Origin of the sequence: Chryseobacterium viscerum (genome assembly GCF_025949665.1) — a bacterium.
Taxonomy (GTDB): domain Bacteria; phylum Bacteroidota; class Bacteroidia; order Flavobacteriales; family Weeksellaceae; genus Chryseobacterium; species Chryseobacterium viscerum_A.
Window position 1 is genome coordinate 39,569 of record NZ_JAPDFT010000003.1, and the last position, 18,392, is coordinate 57,960.

The 18,392-nt window shown below is 36.7% G+C and carries 22 protein-coding genes; 11 read left to right on the top strand and 11 right to left on the bottom strand.

Features of this window, described 5'->3' with window-relative positions:
• Positions 1–11: 11 nt before the first annotated feature.
• From OL225_RS16960 to OL225_RS16980, 5 genes are all read right to left on the bottom strand, one after another.
• Positions 12–1,376 (bottom strand): CsgG/HfaB family protein, encoded by a 1,365-nt coding sequence (locus OL225_RS16960; protein ID WP_264519017.1) that lies wholly within the window; start codon positions 1,374–1,376, stop codon positions 12–14.
• Positions 1,377–1,400: 24 nt separating this feature from the next.
• Positions 1,401–1,811, bottom strand: a complete 411-nt coding sequence (locus OL225_RS16965; protein ID WP_264519018.1) for a curli production assembly/transport component CsgF — start codon at positions 1,809–1,811, stop codon at positions 1,401–1,403.
• A gap of 11 nt (positions 1,812–1,822) precedes the next feature.
• The gene (locus OL225_RS16970) at positions 1,823–2,557 is read right to left on the bottom strand and encodes a curli production assembly/transport protein CsgE (RefSeq protein WP_264519019.1); all 735 of its coding nucleotides are present in this window, start codon (positions 2,555–2,557) and stop codon (positions 1,823–1,825) included.
• A gap of 7 nt (positions 2,558–2,564) precedes the next feature.
• Positions 2,565–2,963 (bottom strand): hypothetical protein, encoded by a 399-nt coding sequence (locus OL225_RS16975; RefSeq protein ID WP_047373751.1) that lies wholly within the window; start codon positions 2,961–2,963, stop codon positions 2,565–2,567.
• A gap of 115 nt (positions 2,964–3,078) precedes the next feature.
• On the bottom strand, positions 3,079–3,897 hold the full coding sequence (locus OL225_RS16980; protein WP_047373749.1) for an RIP homotypic interaction motif-containing protein: 819 nt from the start codon (positions 3,895–3,897) through the stop codon (positions 3,079–3,081).
• A 424-nt stretch (positions 3,898–4,321) separates the two neighbouring features.
• Between OL225_RS16980 and OL225_RS16985 the strand changes: the two genes are divergently transcribed.
• From OL225_RS16985 to OL225_RS17000, 4 genes are read left to right on the top strand one after another with little or no spacing between them, the layout of a single operon-like run.
• On the top strand, positions 4,322–4,951 hold the full coding sequence (locus OL225_RS16985; RefSeq protein ID WP_047373747.1) for an NUDIX hydrolase: 630 nt from the start codon (positions 4,322–4,324) through the stop codon (positions 4,949–4,951).
• Positions 4,952–4,978: 27 nt separating this feature from the next.
• Positions 4,979–5,785, top strand: a complete 807-nt coding sequence (locus OL225_RS16990; RefSeq protein WP_047373745.1) for a lysophospholipid acyltransferase family protein — start codon at positions 4,979–4,981, stop codon at positions 5,783–5,785.
• A gap of 16 nt (positions 5,786–5,801) precedes the next feature.
• The gene (locus OL225_RS16995; protein ID WP_264519020.1) at positions 5,802–6,239 is read left to right on the top strand and encodes a hypothetical protein; all 438 of its coding nucleotides are present in this window, start codon (positions 5,802–5,804) and stop codon (positions 6,237–6,239) included.
• A gap of 6 nt (positions 6,240–6,245) precedes the next feature.
• Positions 6,246–7,583 carry a UDP-N-acetylmuramate--L-alanine ligase gene (locus tag OL225_RS17000; protein ID WP_047373744.1) on the top strand — a complete coding sequence of 446 codons (1,338 nt, stop codon included), beginning with the start codon at positions 6,246–6,248 and terminating at the stop codon, positions 7,581–7,583.
• Between the two features lie 49 nt (positions 7,584–7,632).
• Here the strand turns inward: OL225_RS17000 and OL225_RS17005 are convergent, their stop codons facing one another.
• The 4 genes from OL225_RS17005 to OL225_RS17020 all read right to left on the bottom strand — a co-directional run bounded on the left by OL225_RS17005 (position 7,633) and on the right by OL225_RS17020 (position 11,200).
• Positions 7,633–8,244, bottom strand: a complete 612-nt coding sequence (locus OL225_RS17005; protein WP_047373742.1) for a hypothetical protein — start codon at positions 8,242–8,244, stop codon at positions 7,633–7,635.
• 74 nt (positions 8,245–8,318) lie between these two features.
• Positions 8,319–9,377 (bottom strand): NAD(P)H-dependent flavin oxidoreductase, encoded by a 1,059-nt coding sequence (locus OL225_RS17010; RefSeq protein WP_264519021.1) that lies wholly within the window; start codon positions 9,375–9,377, stop codon positions 8,319–8,321.
• 144 nt (positions 9,378–9,521) lie between these two features.
• Positions 9,522–10,226 carry a DNA alkylation repair protein gene (locus OL225_RS17015; protein ID WP_047373737.1) on the bottom strand — a complete coding sequence of 235 codons (705 nt, stop codon included), beginning with the start codon at positions 10,224–10,226 and terminating at the stop codon, positions 9,522–9,524.
• Positions 10,227–10,324: 98 nt separating this feature from the next.
• Positions 10,325–11,200, bottom strand: a complete 876-nt coding sequence (locus OL225_RS17020) for an aldo/keto reductase (protein ID WP_047373735.1) — start codon at positions 11,198–11,200, stop codon at positions 10,325–10,327.
• Positions 11,201–11,459: 259 nt separating this feature from the next.
• On the opposite strand from OL225_RS17020, the gene OL225_RS17025 reads away from it, so the two are divergent.
• The gene (locus OL225_RS17025; protein WP_264519022.1) at positions 11,460–11,894 is read left to right on the top strand and encodes a GNAT family N-acetyltransferase; all 435 of its coding nucleotides are present in this window, start codon (positions 11,460–11,462) and stop codon (positions 11,892–11,894) included.
• On the top strand, positions 11,895–12,362 hold the full coding sequence (locus tag OL225_RS17030) for a GNAT family N-acetyltransferase (protein WP_264519023.1): 468 nt from the start codon (positions 11,895–11,897) through the stop codon (positions 12,360–12,362).
• On the opposite strand, the gene OL225_RS17035 is transcribed toward OL225_RS17030, so the two are convergent.
• Together OL225_RS17035 and OL225_RS17040 are read right to left on the bottom strand one after the other, a co-directional pair.
• Positions 12,339–13,235 (bottom strand): LysR family transcriptional regulator, encoded by an 897-nt coding sequence (locus OL225_RS17035; RefSeq protein WP_047373731.1) that lies wholly within the window; start codon positions 13,233–13,235, stop codon positions 12,339–12,341. The genes OL225_RS17030 and OL225_RS17035 overlap by 24 nt on opposite strands.
• Before the next feature lie 40 nt (positions 13,236–13,275).
• Positions 13,276–14,022 (bottom strand): metallophosphoesterase family protein, encoded by a 747-nt coding sequence (locus tag OL225_RS17040; RefSeq protein ID WP_264519024.1) that lies wholly within the window; start codon positions 14,020–14,022, stop codon positions 13,276–13,278.
• Between the two features lie 463 nt (positions 14,023–14,485).
• Here OL225_RS17040 and OL225_RS17045 point away from each other — a divergent pair, with 463 nt between their 5' ends.
• From OL225_RS17045 to OL225_RS17065, 5 genes are all read left to right on the top strand, one after another.
• Positions 14,486–15,103: an NAD(P)H-dependent oxidoreductase gene (locus tag OL225_RS17045; protein WP_264519025.1), complete on the top strand. Its 618-nt coding sequence runs from the start codon at positions 14,486–14,488 to the stop codon at positions 15,101–15,103.
• Positions 15,100–15,984 carry an NAD-dependent epimerase/dehydratase family protein gene (locus OL225_RS17050; protein ID WP_264519026.1) on the top strand — a complete coding sequence of 295 codons (885 nt, stop codon included), beginning with the start codon at positions 15,100–15,102 and terminating at the stop codon, positions 15,982–15,984. The genes OL225_RS17045 and OL225_RS17050 overlap by 4 nt, the downstream gene beginning before the upstream one ends.
• Position 15,985: 1 nt before the next feature.
• Positions 15,986–16,273: a putative quinol monooxygenase gene (locus OL225_RS17055; RefSeq protein ID WP_264519027.1), complete on the top strand. Its 288-nt coding sequence runs from the start codon at positions 15,986–15,988 to the stop codon at positions 16,271–16,273.
• Position 16,274: 1 nt separating this feature from the next.
• Complete coding sequence (locus OL225_RS17060; protein WP_264519028.1) at positions 16,275–17,027, top strand: type 1 glutamine amidotransferase domain-containing protein; 753 nt, start codon at positions 16,275–16,277, stop codon at positions 17,025–17,027.
• Positions 17,028–17,262: 235 nt separating this feature from the next.
• Positions 17,263–18,246: an aldo/keto reductase gene (locus OL225_RS17065; RefSeq protein WP_264519029.1), complete on the top strand. Its 984-nt coding sequence runs from the start codon at positions 17,263–17,265 to the stop codon at positions 18,244–18,246.
• Positions 18,247–18,392: the final 146 nt, after the last annotated feature.

Sequence of the window (18,392 nt, forward strand, 5' to 3'; positions counted from 1 at the left end):
AATTCGTGTTTTTATTTGTTTCCGAAGTAAAAATTGATTCCTATACCAAAGCGTAAAGCCTGATCTTTCCTTTTCCCATTCACAAGGCCTTCCCAGTTATCTTTGAAGCCCAGATCATATTGAGCCGAAGCTCTCAGTGAAACATTCCGGCTGATCATATATTCCAGCCCTCCTCCGAACTGAGCTTTATATTGAGGTTTATATTTTGAATACATAGCTCCTGCTCCACCATAAATGTATGGGCTGAATCTATATTTAGGAAAAGGTACATATTCCAGGTTCACTTCGGGACCGAAATAGTTTCTTTTCACAATATTTGAATTTTCAAGAGTAAAATAACTGCCATTCACTTCTACATTCAGGTAGGGAGTAAGGAAATATTTGAATCCTATTTTGCCTCCAACATTCATTTTAGGGCCTACATAATCATCTTTCACTTTCTGTCCTTCAACGTTGGCAAATATGGAAACTTTCTGTCTGTAGTTCTCCGGATATTTACCACCCACTACTCTTCCATCATTTTGCTCCTGCTCTCTGTTATATTCATTGATTAAAGTCTGATATCCTCCATTGGGATCCACTGCTTTCCCCCATATTTTATCTCTTATTCCTTCTACAATAAGTGATTTTACAGCTTTTTCAATAGCCTCGGTTACAGCAAGCTGAACGGGCTCATTCTGGGTGAGTCCTACCTCAGCTTCCAGGAGTCTTTCCGTATCAATATATCTGAAAAAACTTCCGTTGACGCTGGTTGAAAGAATGGTTTTAGAAGTATAAACTGTTTTAAGAATTTCTCCATTAAGGGTAGAGACAGCACGGAGGTAAATAGTAATTCTGTCCTGGCGGTATTGTGTAGAAGCCCCGATTCCGAAATACCTTGCTCCAAGCCCTCCGGTGAGAATATTGCTGTCATAGGAGATTACGCCGCCTTCAAGAAGAATTCCGGCATACAAAAGAGGAGGAAGTGCCTGGCTGTTTTTATCTGCATCCTTTATATATTCCTGTCGTGTGGAACGGATGATTTGTCTTTCATTGAGAAGATTGGCAATATTTTCCCTTTCAATAGGAATAAACCAATGGCTGTCTTCCAGTGCTTTGATAAGAATAGTGGTGGTTCCCTGAGGGACTGCCGTGCTCCAGTTGTTTCCGTTTTCGGAAGGTTTATACTGGCCGGTCTGGTCCCGGAATTTGTAGACCCCTATTACAATTTTCTCTTTGGGAAGGGGAAGGTTTTTCAATTCTGCGGTAGAGGAAGTAACCTCACCCATTGTTGGTTTTTCGGGATCCGAAGGTAAACCAAATATTGAACTACAAGCCTGCAGAATGCATAGCAGGAAACTACAGAAAAAGATTCTGGTGTAAGTGTAGGTTGTCATGGTAAGTTTATTTTTAGTTATTTCCTATTTCGGAATTACGATCTCGGACTGATCGCCATTACTGGTATCCAAAATATTGATTAAAAGTCCCTGATTAGTATTGGTAATCTGTAAGTAAAGCGATCCGAAAAGATAATTTCCGGGCTTTATATTTCCATCACCAAACTGTTCATCAAACAGTTTTCTTGAAAGTTCACTGAGAATCTGTCTGTTGAGACTCTGGGTAAAGCTGTCAAGAGAGTTTACACGATCCAGCAGATCGCTAAAATCATTTTTCTCGTCAAATTGGTTTTGTGCATTGGCAGAGCTTAAAAGCCACTGGTAGTTAAACGTGTCTCCTCCAAAAGCAGGATTGACCGGTTTGTAGACGAGCTGCTGAGATTTTCCGTAGAAAATACCCGCAATAAAGGTCAAAAAAATGATAAAGGTTTTCATGGCGGACATTTTTAGTAGATAAATTCATTTTTAATAAGGTTTTTCTTAGCGTTAAATTCTTTGATATATTTTAAGCTGTAGACCAGCTGCTCTTTTAAATAATCTTCTGCAGGGTTGGTCATGAAACTATAAATAATTTTATCCTCAATCTGAATATTAATCTGGCCGCTTGTTCCGCGAAGGGGAAGTTCTGTAATGGTAACGGCACTGCTGCTTTTATCCGGAAGCTGGCTGTATTGCATATAAAACAGATCATAAAAATCTTTTCCAACCTTGGTTTTGGTTTCATCAATGGTAAGTCCTCTCAGTTCATAAGCAGCATCTTCTTCAACCTTTGCTGTTTTCTTTTTAAAAAGATCGCTGTTAAGCTCCAGGCTGTCTTTGGCGACCAGTTTTTGTGTTTCTTCATCCCTGATATAAAGAAAGGCTTTCAAGGCATCTTTTGATTCAAGATTGACACTGATCTCCGATAGTATTTTGACTTCATTGGGATTAACAGAAAATTTACCACTCTGCTGATTGTTTGAAAGGTTCCCGCCGTTTCCTTTTTTAATAGAAACCAAAAGGTAATTCAGTTCCTTATAAACGGTGGTATTGTTCATTACAATTGCTTTCAGGATAATCTGATTTTCAAGGAGACTGCTCTCTATTCTTGCATTTACTTTTTTATCTTCCTGCCCATACATCCATACAGACAGGAAGCTAAAAAATGTGCTCAGGCTAAGGGAATATAAAAGTTTCATCATTTGTATTTTAATAGTTTCTCATGAAAACTGTTTTATTGTCTCCCTTTACATTGATCTGAATTCCATCCGAAATACTGTTGCTTCCCGTGACATCAATAATATTATTGTTTCCTTGTGCAGTAATGGCAGCTTTAGTTTCTTTATCTGTAAATGAATTGATAAAATAAAGCGTATTAAAGTCTCCCAGTTGTTTTACAGCAACATTAGTTCTGGCATTAAGAGAAAGCTCGGCATTGTTATAATCACCCATTTGAATGATATTGGTTCCGTATGAAGTCTGATCAATCTGCTGCCTGGCTATAAGATTAAAGATTGTATTGCTGTTGATCTTATCCCAGTCTATTTCCTGTGCCTGCAATGGCAATATTATGAAAAGAGCAAAAACACTCCATCTTAAAGTAAACATGGCCTCTATGTATTAAAGATACTGATGTAAACCAAAGAAAATTGGAGGTAAAAAAGGAGAAACCCTGTAGTTTCTCCTTTACAATTTCTAAGATTTACAGTATGTGTTATAGGGCTTAATTGGATTGATTCACAATCATTGAGTTTCCGTTACCCACCTGAGCTCCTAAGTGGAAATGACCAGTACCGCTTTGAGCTACCCAGGTAAAGTTACCATTACCCATCTGAAGGTCAATAGCTGTATTGGAATCTCCTATCTGGAACTGATAAAGCTGGTTGGCACTACCTATCTGTAATCCGGCAGATGTATTATCATCTCCTACCTGAACTGAAGCGGCAATATTACCTGATCCCACTTGAGCATGAGTAGCACTGTTATCATTACCATCCTGATACTGAACAAGAACATTGTTAGCTCCTATCTGAAGTCCGCTGGCATCATTTCTTCTTCCCAGCTGAATTTGATAAGCGTCATTACCACTACCTAACTGAATAGCTGAAGCATCATTTCTTCTTCCGTCCTGATATTGAAAAACTGAGTTACCTAATCCTACCTGTACCGAAGAAGCATCATTTCGTCTTCCGATCTGAGTTTGCTCTGTAGAGTTAAGAACTCCAAGCTGCCATGTTGAAGCAGAGTTTCTGTTTCCCATCTGCATTACTTCATTTGAGTTTCCGATACCCACCTGATCTACATCTATAGAGTTTCTGTTTCCGATACTTTGTGCAGTATTAACGTTCAAAATACCTACCTGATCTATGTCTGCAGTATTACGATTCCCTGTCTGTGTCAAAGAGTTGATATTCAAAAGACCAGTCTGATCCACAGTAGCAACATTTAAGTTTCCTGTCTGGGTAGTCACATCAATATTGAATTGTGCGAATCCGAAACTCATGGCGAATAGTGTAAGTACACCTGTAAGTAAATTTTTCATCTTAGTAAAAATTAATTGGTTAATAGTAAGGCAAAGGTAGCCTCTAAGTCAAAATGAAAAACCACCACCAAAGTGTAAATTTCAAAAGTCACTGTTTATAGTTGCAAGGGTCACTATTTGCCGTTGTACGAAAGTCATTGTTTTCAGTTACGGAAAAATACGGGAGTCTTTTTCAGAACTGTAAACAGCTCATTTAGTGGTGAATATTTAATTTTTCCCGGCCACGATTTTCACTCATTTTTCCAAATTCACCATGTGCATTAAAACTTCACAGTTCCGGGTTTTAAATGCTTTACTATTATCATCTATCCACTTTTCACCCGTGAACTAAAATTTACCACAACTCATCTTTTCATATTAATATTACATGGTTAATTAATGTTAAGGCCCTTATTTCTTCAAGATATATTGTTAAATTTGAGGTATGGAAAATTTTGGAAAAGATTTATTACGAAAAATAAAAAGTGTAGAACTTCCCGGTGAACATGCCCATGGAGTTTTCTCACCTCCCTCCCGCCCTGTTTTTACTTATGATGAAGTATTGGCAAAGAATCCCAAATTTGCAGCTGTCAATATCGTTCTGTATCTGAAAGACAATGAGTGGTATTTTCCATTAATTCAAAGGACAATTAATGAGCACGACAGACACAGCGGGCAGATTTCACTGCCTGGAGGAAAACGTGAGGAGATGGACAGAGATTTTGCGGAAACCGCAGTTCGGGAAACTTCCGAAGAAATCGGAATAGACAAACATTATGTAAGGATCATCAGAGAAATGTCTCCTATTTACATTCCACCGAGCAATTTTTATGTATATCCCTATATTTCTTATACTAAAAAGAATCCCGCCTTCGTTCTTCAGCAGACGGAAGCTGTGGAAACCATAGAATTTCCAATCACTTCCTTTCTCAACCTGTCTGATACCCCCGAAATCATGGCACTGCCTAATGCCAACGGATATGAGGTGCCTGTGATCAATTTCAACGGATACATTATCTGGGGTGCCACAGCGATGATATTAAGTGAATTCAGCCAGTTGCTGAAAAAAATGTAACTTTGCAGTACCGTGTTTAATTGAGAAATGGCGAAGAAAAATATTTTCACCGATGCATTCGGAACACCTTATTTTTTGAAAAGGTTTATTATTTTTATTTTAGGAGTTGTATCATACAGAAGATTCAACGGCTTTAATAAGTTAAAAATAACCGGAACAGAACACCTTGTGGATCTTCCGGACTCTAACGTGCTTTTTGTATCCAACCATCAGACTTATTTTGCAGATGTGGCAGCAATGTACCATGCTTTCTGTGCTGTAAATAATGGATATCTGAACACGATAAAAAACCCGATCTACTTATTGAACCCCAAGATCGATTTTTACTATGTAGCAGCTGAAGAAACCATGAACAAAGGTATTCTTCCTAAAATTTTCAAAATTGCGGGTGCTGTAACGGTAAAAAGAACATGGAGAGCTGAAGGGAAAAATGTCAACAGAATGGTAGACATGAGCGAGGTAGACAATATTATGAAAGCATTGGACAATGGCTGGGTAGCGACTTTCCCTCAAGGAACTACTTCCGCTTTTGCACAGGGACGAAGAGGAACGGCCAAATTGGTGAAAAATCAGCGTCCTATTGTAATTCCAATCAAAATAAACGGATTCAGAAGAGCTTTTGATAAAAAAGGACTCCGCGTAAAGGTAACCGGTGTAAAACCTACGATGGAATTCAAGGCTCCTTTGGATATTGATTATGATAATGAAAAAGCACCGGAAATTTTATTGAAAATCATGACTGCCATTGAGCAGACAGAAGATTTCAACCTATTACACAGTTATGATGAAGAACTTAAAGCTAAAAAATTAGAACAAAAGGACTCAAATAATTAAAGTAATGACAAAAATTATGAACAAAATACTTGGAATCTTATTCGCAATCATAGTATTAGTTTCATGCAACAGCCAGAAAGTATATTCGGATTTTGATATTAGCTATTCGAAAAGTGGAGGCTATGCTCCTGTATATGAAAATATGCTTATAAAAGGGAATAATGTACACTACTCTTTTGAAGGGCAGGGTAAAAAATATAAACAGGATTTTAAAATTTCTGATGAGGATTTAAAGAAACTGGATCAGGTGCTTTCTCAGAATAATTTCAGAAGAATACAGGAAGACCGCAAAAAATTGTACGACAATATTTCAACTTCCATCAACATCAAGAAAGGTCCTAATGAAGGCAGTAAAACAGATGCCAGTCTTATAATTCCGAATTACCAGACCAACTGGAACAACATTCTTGAAGCTTTCCAGCAGATCATTAATACTAATGTTAAAAAACAGTAAATACAATTGAAAACCCACTTCATTGCCATTGGCGGAAGCGCCATGCATAATCTTGCGATTGCATTAAAAGACAAAGGATATCAGGTGACAGGTTCTGATGACGCTATTTTTGAGCCTTCAAAATCCCGGTTGGAAAAGAAAGGAATTCTGCCTCAGGAAATGGGCTGGTTCCCGGAAAAGATTACTCCGGATATTGATGCTGTTATTCTTGGAATGCATGCCCATCAGGACAATCCTGAATTGGCAAGAGCAAAAGAACTGGGCCTGAAAATATATTCTTATCCTGAATTCCTGTACGAACAGTCCAAAAATAAAACGAGAGTTGTTATTGCCGGATCACATGGTAAAACAACCATCACTTCAATGATCCTTCACGTTCTGAATTTTCATCAGAAAGATGTGGATTTCATGGTAGGAGCACAGCTTGAAGGTTTCGACTGTATGGTAAAACTGACTCAGGATAATGATTTTATGGTTTTGGAAGGTGATGAATATCTTTCTTCTCCTATTGATCTTCGTTCCAAATTTTTACTGTATCAGCCTAATATCGCTTTAATGAGTGGTATTGCATGGGATCATATCAATGTTTTCAAAACATTTGATGACTATATTGACCAGTTCAGAAAGTTTGTGGCAAGCATTACAGCAGGAGGAGTTCTGGTATACAATGAAGAAGATGCTGAAGTAGTAAAAGTAGTCGAAAATGCAGAGAACTATTTCAGAAAGATTCCTTATAAAACTCCTGAATACGAAATCAATAATGGTAAAGTGTATTTAAAAACTGAAATGGGAGACGTTCCTCTGTCTGTTTTTGGGGCACACAACCTGTTGAATATGGAAGGAGCAAGACATATCTGCCGACAGCTTGGTATTATGGATGAAGATTTTTATGAGGCTATCATGAGCTTCAAAGGAGCATCCAAACGTCTTGAAAAAGTAGAAAGAGAAGATAAAGGAACACTTTATAAAGACTTTGCCCATGCACCAAGCAAGGTGAAGGCAGCTGTAAAAGCATTCACAGAACAGTTTAAAAATGATAAGAAATACGGGTTTCTGGAGCTTCATACCTATTCCAGTTTAAATCCGGCCTTCCTGGAGCAGTATGATCATGCCATGGACGGTTTGAATGAAGCTATCGTTTTCTACTCTGAAGATGCTTTAAAGATCAAAAGAATGGAACCTATTTCTCCTGAGTTTATCAAAGAAAAATTCAAGAATGAAAATTTAAAGGTTTTCACGAATGCTGAAGATCTTCATGCCTATTGGAATACATTGGATAAAACAGATGGTGTTTATCTCATGATGAGTTCCGGAAATTTCGGTGGTCTTGATTTAACAAAATAAACAAAAAGCTTCAGAATATCATCTGAAGCTTTTTTATTAAGCATTATTTCTAATTATTCAATCTTTTGTTGTTGGTCAACTCAATACTTTTTATAGATCCTACCGGAGAAATTTTTATTGTTTTGTTTCCTTTTGCCAGATAGATATAATACATGCTATTCGATCCAATCAGATGAACCTGTTCAAACTTATCATCGCCATAATCTATTTTATAATCATATTTAAGTCTGTTCTCCTTTATTCTTTTTGTTAATGTCATGCCTTCTCCCCATCCTATTCCTACGAAGAAAGATAACAACATCATCGCCAGGAATCTTACAAACATATTGGTAAAATGATTCTCAATTGCCTCTTTACTCATATTTTCATGTTCTTTAAGGGAAGCCATTTTTTGTGCCCATTTTTTATTTTTATTGCTTTGTTTTGATAAATAAGATGGAAAAGCAAATGAAAATACGATTATAATAATCAGGGCAATGAGGATTACCGGATGAGCAGTTAAAGTGGCAATCGGGCTTATCAAAATATCCATTATCGTTGAATATTTCAGAATATTAATGCCTATCTGATAGTAGAAGACACTCTCTTTTAGTATTCCCATTACAACAAGAAACAGATAGCCGAACGGGAGTGATCTTTGAATTCCTTCTGAAAATTTCATTTATATTTTCGTTGATTTTAGTTTTTATATTTCACGAAAATAGAAAAATAACAGCAAATTGAAAGTATATTGATCTATCTTTCACATTCTTTGATCAGATTTTTCAAAATTTCTTCTGTGGAAAGTTCACTATACTGATGAATAGACTGTCCAACCCAGATTCCTACAAATTCGGGGTTTTGCAAAGATTTTGCCGCTTTACGTAAGGCATTGGTCAGTTTGTTCTGATAAGGATAGGGTAAAATATATTCTGAATTTTCTACGGTTTCTATAAATTGATTTTTCACTCCTCTGGCATATCTTCCGGAAAAACTTTTTGTTAAAACAATCTCTTCTTCTTTTACTCTTTTCAGTTTTTCCTTTTCAAAAGGCTGTAAAGCACTTTCCTGAGAAGCCAATAAAAGATTTCCCACCTGAAAGCCCAGTGCTCCTAAATCCTTAACGGCTTTTAATGTTTTAGCTCCATAGATTCCTCCTGCATAGATCAAAGGAATATTCACATGATCATACACCTGTGACAGCAAAGATAAGCCTCCGATCTGCGGAATATGCTCTGCCTCAAAACTTCCTCTATGACCTCCCGCTTCTATTCCCTGAACACAGATAATATCAATCCCTGATTTCTCAAGTTGCAAAGCTTCATTCACACACGTACAGGTTCCGATAAGGGTAACTCCGTTATCTTTTAATTTCTGAATACTCTGATCATCCAGATTTCCAAATGTGAAACTCAAGATCTTACAGTTTTCTTCAATGATGGCATCCACCTGCTCATGGTAACCGTTTATGCTGATTACTTCAAGATCAGGAAGGTTTACTACAATATTATTTTCTCTGGCCAGCTGCTCAAGAAACTGCTTTGTTTTGACAAAATTTTCTTTTAAAGCATCGGTCACTTCAGGAATCTGATGTACAAATATATTGGCTGCAAAAGGTTTATCAGTCAGTTTTTTCGTTTCCCTGATCAATTCAACAGACTGGTCTGCAGAAAGATCTCCCAGCGCTAATGATCCCAAACAATCTGCTTTTGCAACAGCTGCCACCATATGTACCGTACTTACTCCAAACATCGGAGCCTGAATAACAGGATATTTTATCCCTAGTTTTTTACTGATCGTATCTGGCCAAAACATAAGAATTATTTTTATTAAAATGTACGAAGAAAGCAGTAATGAATATCATTCAGTATTATGATATTGCTCAGAATATGGTTTAAAGTTCAAGGTTTAAGGTTGTTGATAAACATCACATCCATTGTACATAATACAAAGCAAGATTTATTTTGCTTTCCTGAGTTCTTTATAATGTAATTTTGATGCTGGATCGAGCTTTTCTGTTGCATAAGAAAATGTAGCAGCAGGCATTGTTTTCACATAAGTAGTGAGAAAATGATGTAATTTCTTTTTGTCTTTTTTTCCAGCTTCTCTTATCCAGCTTCCCACAGCTTTATTCACCAGCTCATTCGGGTCATGAACAAGAATTTCAGCAATGGCAAAAGTATCCTCCGCATCATTTTTTCTGATAAATGCATGAGTGCTTACAATAGCTGTTCTTCTTTCCCATGGACTTTGGGAATAAGCAAGCTTGTATAAGATGTCCCTGGGTTTATCTATGAGATATTCCCCAATAATATTTCTGGCCGCCCTGTCCACAAAATCCCAGTTATTCAGACGATCATGGCGATTCAGATACAGATTAAAAAGATCTTTTTTCTGATCTTCAGTTGTTTTTTTACTTCTGGCCTGAAAATCCATGATACTCACGGCTCCCATTCTCACTTCATAAAAATCACTGTCAAGAAGTTTATTGACCTCATCTAAAGACATCGCAGAAAACTCTTTAGCAATAGTAAAGACATCTCCGAATTTCACTCCAAAGCTCTTTGTAGTTCCATCATTTCCTTTGAAAAACTTCTCAACTTTATTGAGTTCTTTTTCATTTTTAAATAATGAAAGTGTTTCTATGAATTCTGCTGCAGTCATGAGTATTATTAATTTAAAATCCCACAGGTTTCACAATAACTCAGATTTCTGATCTGTACATTCATGAAAACTGCGGGAGTTACTCTGTATTTCTTAAATTAAATATCCGCTACGGAATTCAACATTTTTTGTTCCCAATCCGGATCTTTAGGATCAAAGAATAATCTTTTCCCTGTATCTAAAGAACGGACAACATTCATTTCATCTTCCGTCAGTTCAAAATCAAATACATTAAAGTTTTCTTCAATTCTCGATGGCGTCACAGATTTTGGAATCACTACAAACCCTTCCTGAAGATGCCATCTCAGAATTACCTGAGCTACGGTTTTACCATATTTTTCAGCAATAGCCTGCAGGTCAGGATTGCTTAAAAGCTGGGCGTTTCCATTTCCAAGCGGACTCCATGGCTGCGTTATGATATTATTTTCTCTGTCATACACCTGTAATTCTTTTTGCTGGAATACAGGGTGCAGCTCAATTTGGTTGATTACCGGCAGCACTGTTGAATTAGCTTTTAATTCTTCCAGTTTCTCGATCGTAAAATTACATACACCTATAGCTTTGATCTTTCCCTCCTTGTATAATTCTTCCAAAGCTTTCCAGGTTCCTAAAAAATCTCCATAAGGCCAGTGGATAAGATACATATCAAGATAATCCATCTGCAATCTGTCTAATGTTCTCTGAAAAGCACTTTTAGCTTTTTCATACCCATGATCCTGAACCCATACTTTTGATGTGATAAACAATGCTTCCCTGTCTACTCCGCTATTTTTTACCCCAGCACCTACTGCAGTTTCATTCTGATAAATAGCAGCGGTATCAATCATTCTATATCCGCTCTGAATAGCTTTTATTACCGCATTCTCACATTCTTTCAGGTCTTCCATCTGCCATACTCCAAAGCCTAAAGCAGGAATATCCACTCCGTTATTTAAGGTTACCACAGGCTGTCCTGTATAGGTTTTCTTTTGCATAAGTCTTTATTTTAATTATTAATATAAAGTGATAAACAAATTTGCAACAAAAATTTGAAAATTCTGCCTACCAATTTTACTGTTTCATTTAAAAAATTGTGATCTAATTCTAGCTTTGCTGGTTGCTAGTTACTTGTTGTTGGTTGCTGGTTGTCGGTTGCTGGTTGTTGGTTGTTGGTTGTTGGCTGTTGGTTGCAAATTTATGGCTCAGCTGGCATCCCATCGCTATTTTCTCTATTTTTGTTTAAATTTAAAAATCATGTCACAACACATCAGACTGGCTAATGCGGGAGATTATTCAAGAATTATGGAAATATGGGAATCAGCAGTAAAAGCAACTCACGATTTTCTTGCTGAGGAGGATTTCAATTATTTTAAAGAAGTTATTCCAAGAGATTATCTTCCTAATCTGGAAGTGTATTTAATCACTGAAGACAACGAAGCTAAAGGATTTGCCTCCGTTGCAGAAGGTAACCTGGAAATGCTTTTCATTCACAATGATACGCGTGGAAAAGGTTATGGTAAAACACTGTATCAGTTTATGAAAGAGAAAACCGGGCTCACCAAAGTGGACGTCAATGAACAAAATCCACAAGCGATAGGGTTTTACGAAAAAATGGGTTTTAAAAAGATCGGAAGATCGGAAAAAGACGGTTCAGGAAAGGATTATCCACTTATTCATATGAGTCTGTAAATGGAAAATTTTTCGTTCAATCAATTACATCCTGATTCGGAGATACCTTATCATTTGCTGCTCCTGGCAGACGAAACCAAGGAAGCGATCAATCAATATATTTTCAAATCTGATATCTATCTTTTACAAGATGGCATTGAAAGCATTGCTGTAATGGCGTTATGCAGAATCAGTGATACAGAACTGGAAATTAAAAATATTGCAGTGATTGAAGGCTACAGAAGCAAAGGAATCGGAACGATCCTGATGAATAAAGCTAAGGAAATTGCCAAAGAAAACCATTATAAAACACTGACTGTTGGAACGTCGGATACCGGCTTCCAACAGATCAGATTTTATGAGAAAAACGGTTTCATCAAAAGTGGAATTCTGAAAGATTTTTTTATTGAAAATTATCCGGTTCCCATCTATGAAAACGGTTTACAAATGCGCGATATGGTTGTATTAACCCATCACCTGACGGAATAAGCCTTTAATATGCTCTATCTCGGTTTGATAATTCGTTTTCTTACGACATCCGAAATACAGTGTATTTTCCAGCTTTTTCTTTCCTTCCCAGATCAGCTTTACTTCACCGCTTTCAATATCATTCTTACATAGGAAATCGGGAACAACAGCTAATCCTGTTCCTCCTTTCAGACATCGGATAATTGAATTCAGGTTGGGTACTATATAATTCGGACGGAAATTCGGTTTATGACCAAAATTCAGGGTCCAGAACTGGAAAAGGTGTTCCATATCTCCGGTGGTTCCGTACCATTTTTCGTTCTTCAGCCACTCTTCAATCTGTTCTGCATCTTTTGTTTTTAAAACTTTACTGAAAGCTGCAGTATCTACATTCTTTCCTCCTACCAGAATGATCTGCTCAGAAGAGAAAGCTTCATGTTCTATATTGGGTGAAGATCCTTTTTTCGGGGTGATAATAAGATCCAGAATTCCTTTATCCAGTTGATCCAGCATTTCCGGATATTCTCCAAAACTGATAATCAGATTAAAAGGCAATGAAGAAACATATTGTTCCAAAGTCGTCTGAAAAGTTTCAAAACACATTCCAACACTAATGGTAGGCGTATGTTTTTCAGTAGATTTCTGGAAGTTTTTTTCTACATCTTCCAGTTTGGCAATAGGTTCAGCAACGGCATTAAATAATACTTTCCCACGTTCTGTCGGAATCATTTTTCTACCGGTCCTGTCAAATAATTTGTATCCTACATAAGCTTCCAATGAGCTCAAATGTAGGCTCACTCCCGGCTGTGATATGAATAAAGCATCCGCAGCTCCCGTCAATGTTCCGGTTTTATATATCGCCTTAAAAGTACGATACCATTCTAAATTGACCATGATTTAATTATTAATATTCTGATACAAAGTTACAAAATAATTATAATATTAATACATTTTCATTCTTTAGAAATGATGCATAATAATCCGGAATCCCGCTTTCCTTTATCTGACGGGCAGTTTCCTCAATCGGATAGGGTAATTGTACAATTTCAGGTGTTATTTTTTCTTCATCTAAAGTCAATATGATATAAGAAGCCAGTCTGTTTTCTTCTTTAGAACGGCCCACGGAGCCACAATTAATGGCCCATGTCTTATTTTCAAACTGCTTTTTAAAAGATAAATGAGTATGTCCCATCACGATGACGTCAGATTGAGAGTCTTTCAGCATATTAGTAAAAATATCATCCTTTTCTGATTCATATAAATAGGTATCATTGCTCGATAAACTGGAATGAACCAGCTGAATATTCCAGTGCTTCTTCCCAACTTTATAGTTTAATTTTAAATGAAAAGGCAGCTCTGATAAAAACTTTTTGTTCTCTTCTGTAATATGTCTTTTAGAATGATCAATCGCTATGAATCTGGCATTCGTCTCTTCTTCCGAATGTTTGGACAAAGGAACAACAGGAATATCAAAAGCAATTCTTTCATCATGATTTCCCATCAGACAAGGAATGTTCAGGCTTGTTATTTTTTCTATCACTTCATTTCCCCAGGGTGCAAAATCCACCAGATCTCCCAAACAGAACTTCTGCCTGATTCCTCTCTGTTCTATATCTTTCAACACTACTTCCAATGCAGGGAGATTTCCATGCACATCACTAAAAACAGCTACCTGTATCATTGTCCTTCAATTTGTTAAACAAATTTACATGACGGAAAGGAATTTCAGTCCGGATATGATATGACATTTTACCATGAAAGGGAAATAGTCAATAGTCAATTTTTGCTGCGCAAAGTCAATAGTGAATGATTAACTGCTGATTAGAAATACCTGTTATATATAAACAAATCGGCTGCACTCAATCCCGAACAACGCACCCCAAACCTGTAAAAAATTCACAAGCGAAGCGAATTGACTTTTCACCATTCACAATCAACAAACCCCGAACCACGCACCCCGAACCGTGTAAAAAATTCAAAAGCAAAGCAGATTGCCCGCTCACTCTCAACCTTCAACTTTAAACCCAAAACATTGAACCCAACAAACTATAATTTAAATAATACTTCCCTATAATTTATATTATTTTTATTATACAAACATCCATCCTAACTTTGCAGAGTAAAATTTAAACAATCATAAAAAAATGAAAAAAGTACTAATCATCAACGGAGGACAGAATTTCGGACATTCCGGAGGAAAATATAATCAGACTATCGCAGAAAATACATTAGAAGCTCTTAAAGAATTTGATAATGTAGAAGTAAAGATAACCAATGTAAGTGAAAACTACGACAAAAATGAAGAAGTGCAAAAATTTGTATGGGCAGATTACATCATTTACCATACTCCTATCTGGTGGTTCCAGCTTCCGAACGGATTGAAAAAATATATTGATGAAGTTTTCACAGCAGGACATGCCAAAGGAATTTATATGAGTGACGGAAGAAAAGCTGAGAATCCGGAAATCAACTATGGAACTGGAGGAATGCTTGGAGGAAGAAAATATATGCTGACCACAAGCTGGAACGCTCCTGCAACGGCTTTCACACTTCCCGGAGAATTTTTCAGTGAAAAAAGTGTGGATGATGGACCGTTATTTGGTTTCCATAGAATGAATGCTTTTGTCTCATTAGAGAAAATGGAAAGCTTCCACTTCCATGATGTGGAGAAAAATGCCAATGTAGAGCGTGATATGAAGCTTTACAGAGAACATGTAAGAAACGTATTTGAAAAAGAATTAAAACAAGAATTAGTATCATGAAAAGAATACTGATAACAGGTATTACCGGCTATATTGGCGGAAGTATCGCAAAAAAACTGCTTGACAGAAATTATGAAGTGACAGGATTAGTTCGTAATGAAGCTCATGTACAGGAACTGGAATCATTGGGAATCAAAACCATTATCGGGAATATTCACAATGAAGATTTAATAAAAACAGCCATTAACGGTGTTGATGCAGTAATCCATAATGCTGATTCTGCAGATGATGCCTATGCTGTGGATAATTTTATCAAAGCAATGGAAGGAAGCCATAAAACATTCATATTTACTTCAGGATCTGCTATTTTCGGAGGTAAAGAAAATGGTAAAAGAAGTGATTTTGTTTTTACAGAAGATTTTCCTTTGACTCCAAGACTGGAAATGGCATCAAGAGTACTTATTAACAATTATGTTCTTCAATCTGTTCAAAAAGATATAAGAAGTATCATTATTGTTCCTACCATGGTTTATGGAGAAGGTCTTGGAATAAAAAAAGACAGCATCCAGATTCCGGCTTTGGTTAATTTTTCTCAGAAAAAAGGGGCCGGTATTTATTTTGGGGAAGGTGAAAACATCTGGTCCAACTTACATATTGAAGATTTGGCAGATCTGTATGTACTGGCCCTGGAAAAGGCTAAAGGAGGTTCCATCTATTATGCAGAAAATGGTTCTTTCTCTTTAAAAAACATCGCAGAAGTTATCAGTAAAAAATATAATCTGAAACCAGCACAATCTTTAAGTATACAGGATGCTGTTGACAATTTCGGACCTGCAGGCGGCTACTTTGGTTTTGCATCCAACAGCAGATGTAATGCAGACAAAGCAAGAACAGAACTGGAATGGAAACCTATCTATAACTCAATTGAACATTTTATTTAATATGAAAATTCATCTTACAGCAATTATAAAAGCCAAAGAAGAACATCAGGCAGAAGTATTGGAAGCTCTTCAGAATATGGTAAAAGAAACAAGAAAGGAAGAAGCTTGCGAGCTTTACAATCTTCACCAGGGAATTGAAGACAAAAACGAATTTGTTTTCTACGAAATCTGGAAAAGTAAAGAAGGGCTGGCTCAGCACAATCAACAACCTTACATTCAGGCTTTCGGAGCTTTGGTGGATGAAAAACTTCAGGAAAAACCACAGATTTATACCACCAATATCATTTAATATGAAAAAATTAGCGTTTTTAATGCTGGCGATCCTCACGATAGGATTCGCTCAGGCACAAACCAAAAAATCAAAAAATATGAAAAAGAAAATATTATTCGTGGTAACCAGCCATGATAAAAAAGGAAGTACCGGTGAAGATACAGGATATTATCTTGGGGAAGTTTCCCATCCATGGGAAGTTCTTCACAAAGCAGGATATGAAATTGACTTCGTAAGTCCGAAAGGCGGAACTCCTCCTGTAGACGGCTTCGATTTGACAGATCCTGTAAACAAAGAGTTCTGGGAAAATCAGGAGTACAAAAACAAGATTGATCATTCTATGACCCCATCACAGGTGAACCCGAAAGAGTATTCAACGATCTTTTATGCGGGAGGACACGGAGCCATGTGGGATTTTGCAGACAATAAGGAACTGGCAGATATTGCTTCTAAAATTTATGAAAACGGAGGTATTGTATCGGCTGTATGTCATGGTCCTGCAGGTTTGGTGAATATCAAACTCAATAATGGGAAATATCTTGTAGACGGAAAGAAAATCAATGCTTTCACCAATGAAGAGGAATCTGAAGTAAAATTAACAGACGTTGTTCCTTTCTTGCTGGAAAATAAGCTGAAAGAAAGAGGAGCAAAATTTGAAAAATCAGGACTTTGGCAGAATCATGTGGTAACTGATCAGAGAGTGATCACAGGACAGAATCCACAATCTGCAAAAAGCGTTGGAGAAGCTATAGTAAAAGAATTAAATAAATAACAGACAATTTTTAACCACAACAAGTTAATCGATGTACTGAAAATTGAGATTGTCTCAAAAGTCAAATTATTTGGACTTTGTCATTCTGACGAAGGAAGAATTTCATTAGCAATCAATCACCTGAGATTCTTCATTACATTTCATTTCATTCAGAATGACATTTTTGTGATAGCTTTTAGCAAATAAAAGGTTTGACGGAGTGGTTAATAAAAAAAATAATTAAGTATAAAACAAAATGGAATACAGAAAATTAGGAAACACTGACTTAGAATTATCAACAATCACCCATGGGGCTTTTGCTATCGGCGGAAACATGTGGGGCGGTAATGAAAAACAGGATTCTATCAACTCCATTCATGCATCATTGGATCACGGAGTAACTTCTATCGACACAGCACCATTCTATGGTTTCGGATTGAGTGAAGAAATGATCGGTGAAGCCATCAAAGGAAAAGACCGTTCAAAAATCCAGCTTTTAACAAAATTCGGACTGGTATGGGACGGAAGCAACAATGGAAAAGGCGAATTTTTCTTTGATGCAGAAGACGAAGGAAAAACTCTTCCTGTTTATAAATTAGCTTCCAAAGAAAACATCATCAAAGAAGTTGAAGAAAGCTTACAAAGATTAGGGACAGATTATATAGACCTTTTACAGCTTCACTGGCCGGACAGCACTACTCCTATCTGTGAAACTATGGAAGCTATGGAATTATTAATTCAGCAGGGGAAAATCCGTGCTGCAGGGGTAAGTAACTATAGTGTAGCTCAAATGGAAGAAGCTAACAGAACTTTAAAGCTTTCCAGCAACCAGGTTTCTTACAGTATGCTGAACCGTGCTATTGAAAAAGATCTTGTTCCTTATTCTTTGGAAAACAATTCAGGAATTATCGTATACAGCCCAATGGAAAGAGGTCTTTTAACAGGTAAATATTTTAAAGAAACCCAATTAAAAGATAATGACCACAGAAATGGATATTTCTCACAGTTTGATTTGAATAAAGTGAAAACTTTTTTAGAAAAAATTGAACCTATTGCTCAGGAAAAAGGAGCAAGTCTTTCTCAGCTTGTATTAAGATGGACTACTCTGCAACCCGCAATTACAGTAGTATTAGCCGGAGCAAGAAATGCACAGCAAGCCATCGAAAATGCAAAAGCAATATCTATTGACCTTTCTCAGGAAGAATTGAACTTCATCAATTCAGCATTGAGCGAAATTTAATATAAAGGCTGGAAGATGGAGGTACGAAGATGGAAGTTCTATTAGTGTATTGATAATTAACAGGCTTCTATTGTACTATTCTGGATATAACAAAGAGATTCCTCCTTCATCGGAATGACAATTGAAGTTGAATTGTACATCAATCA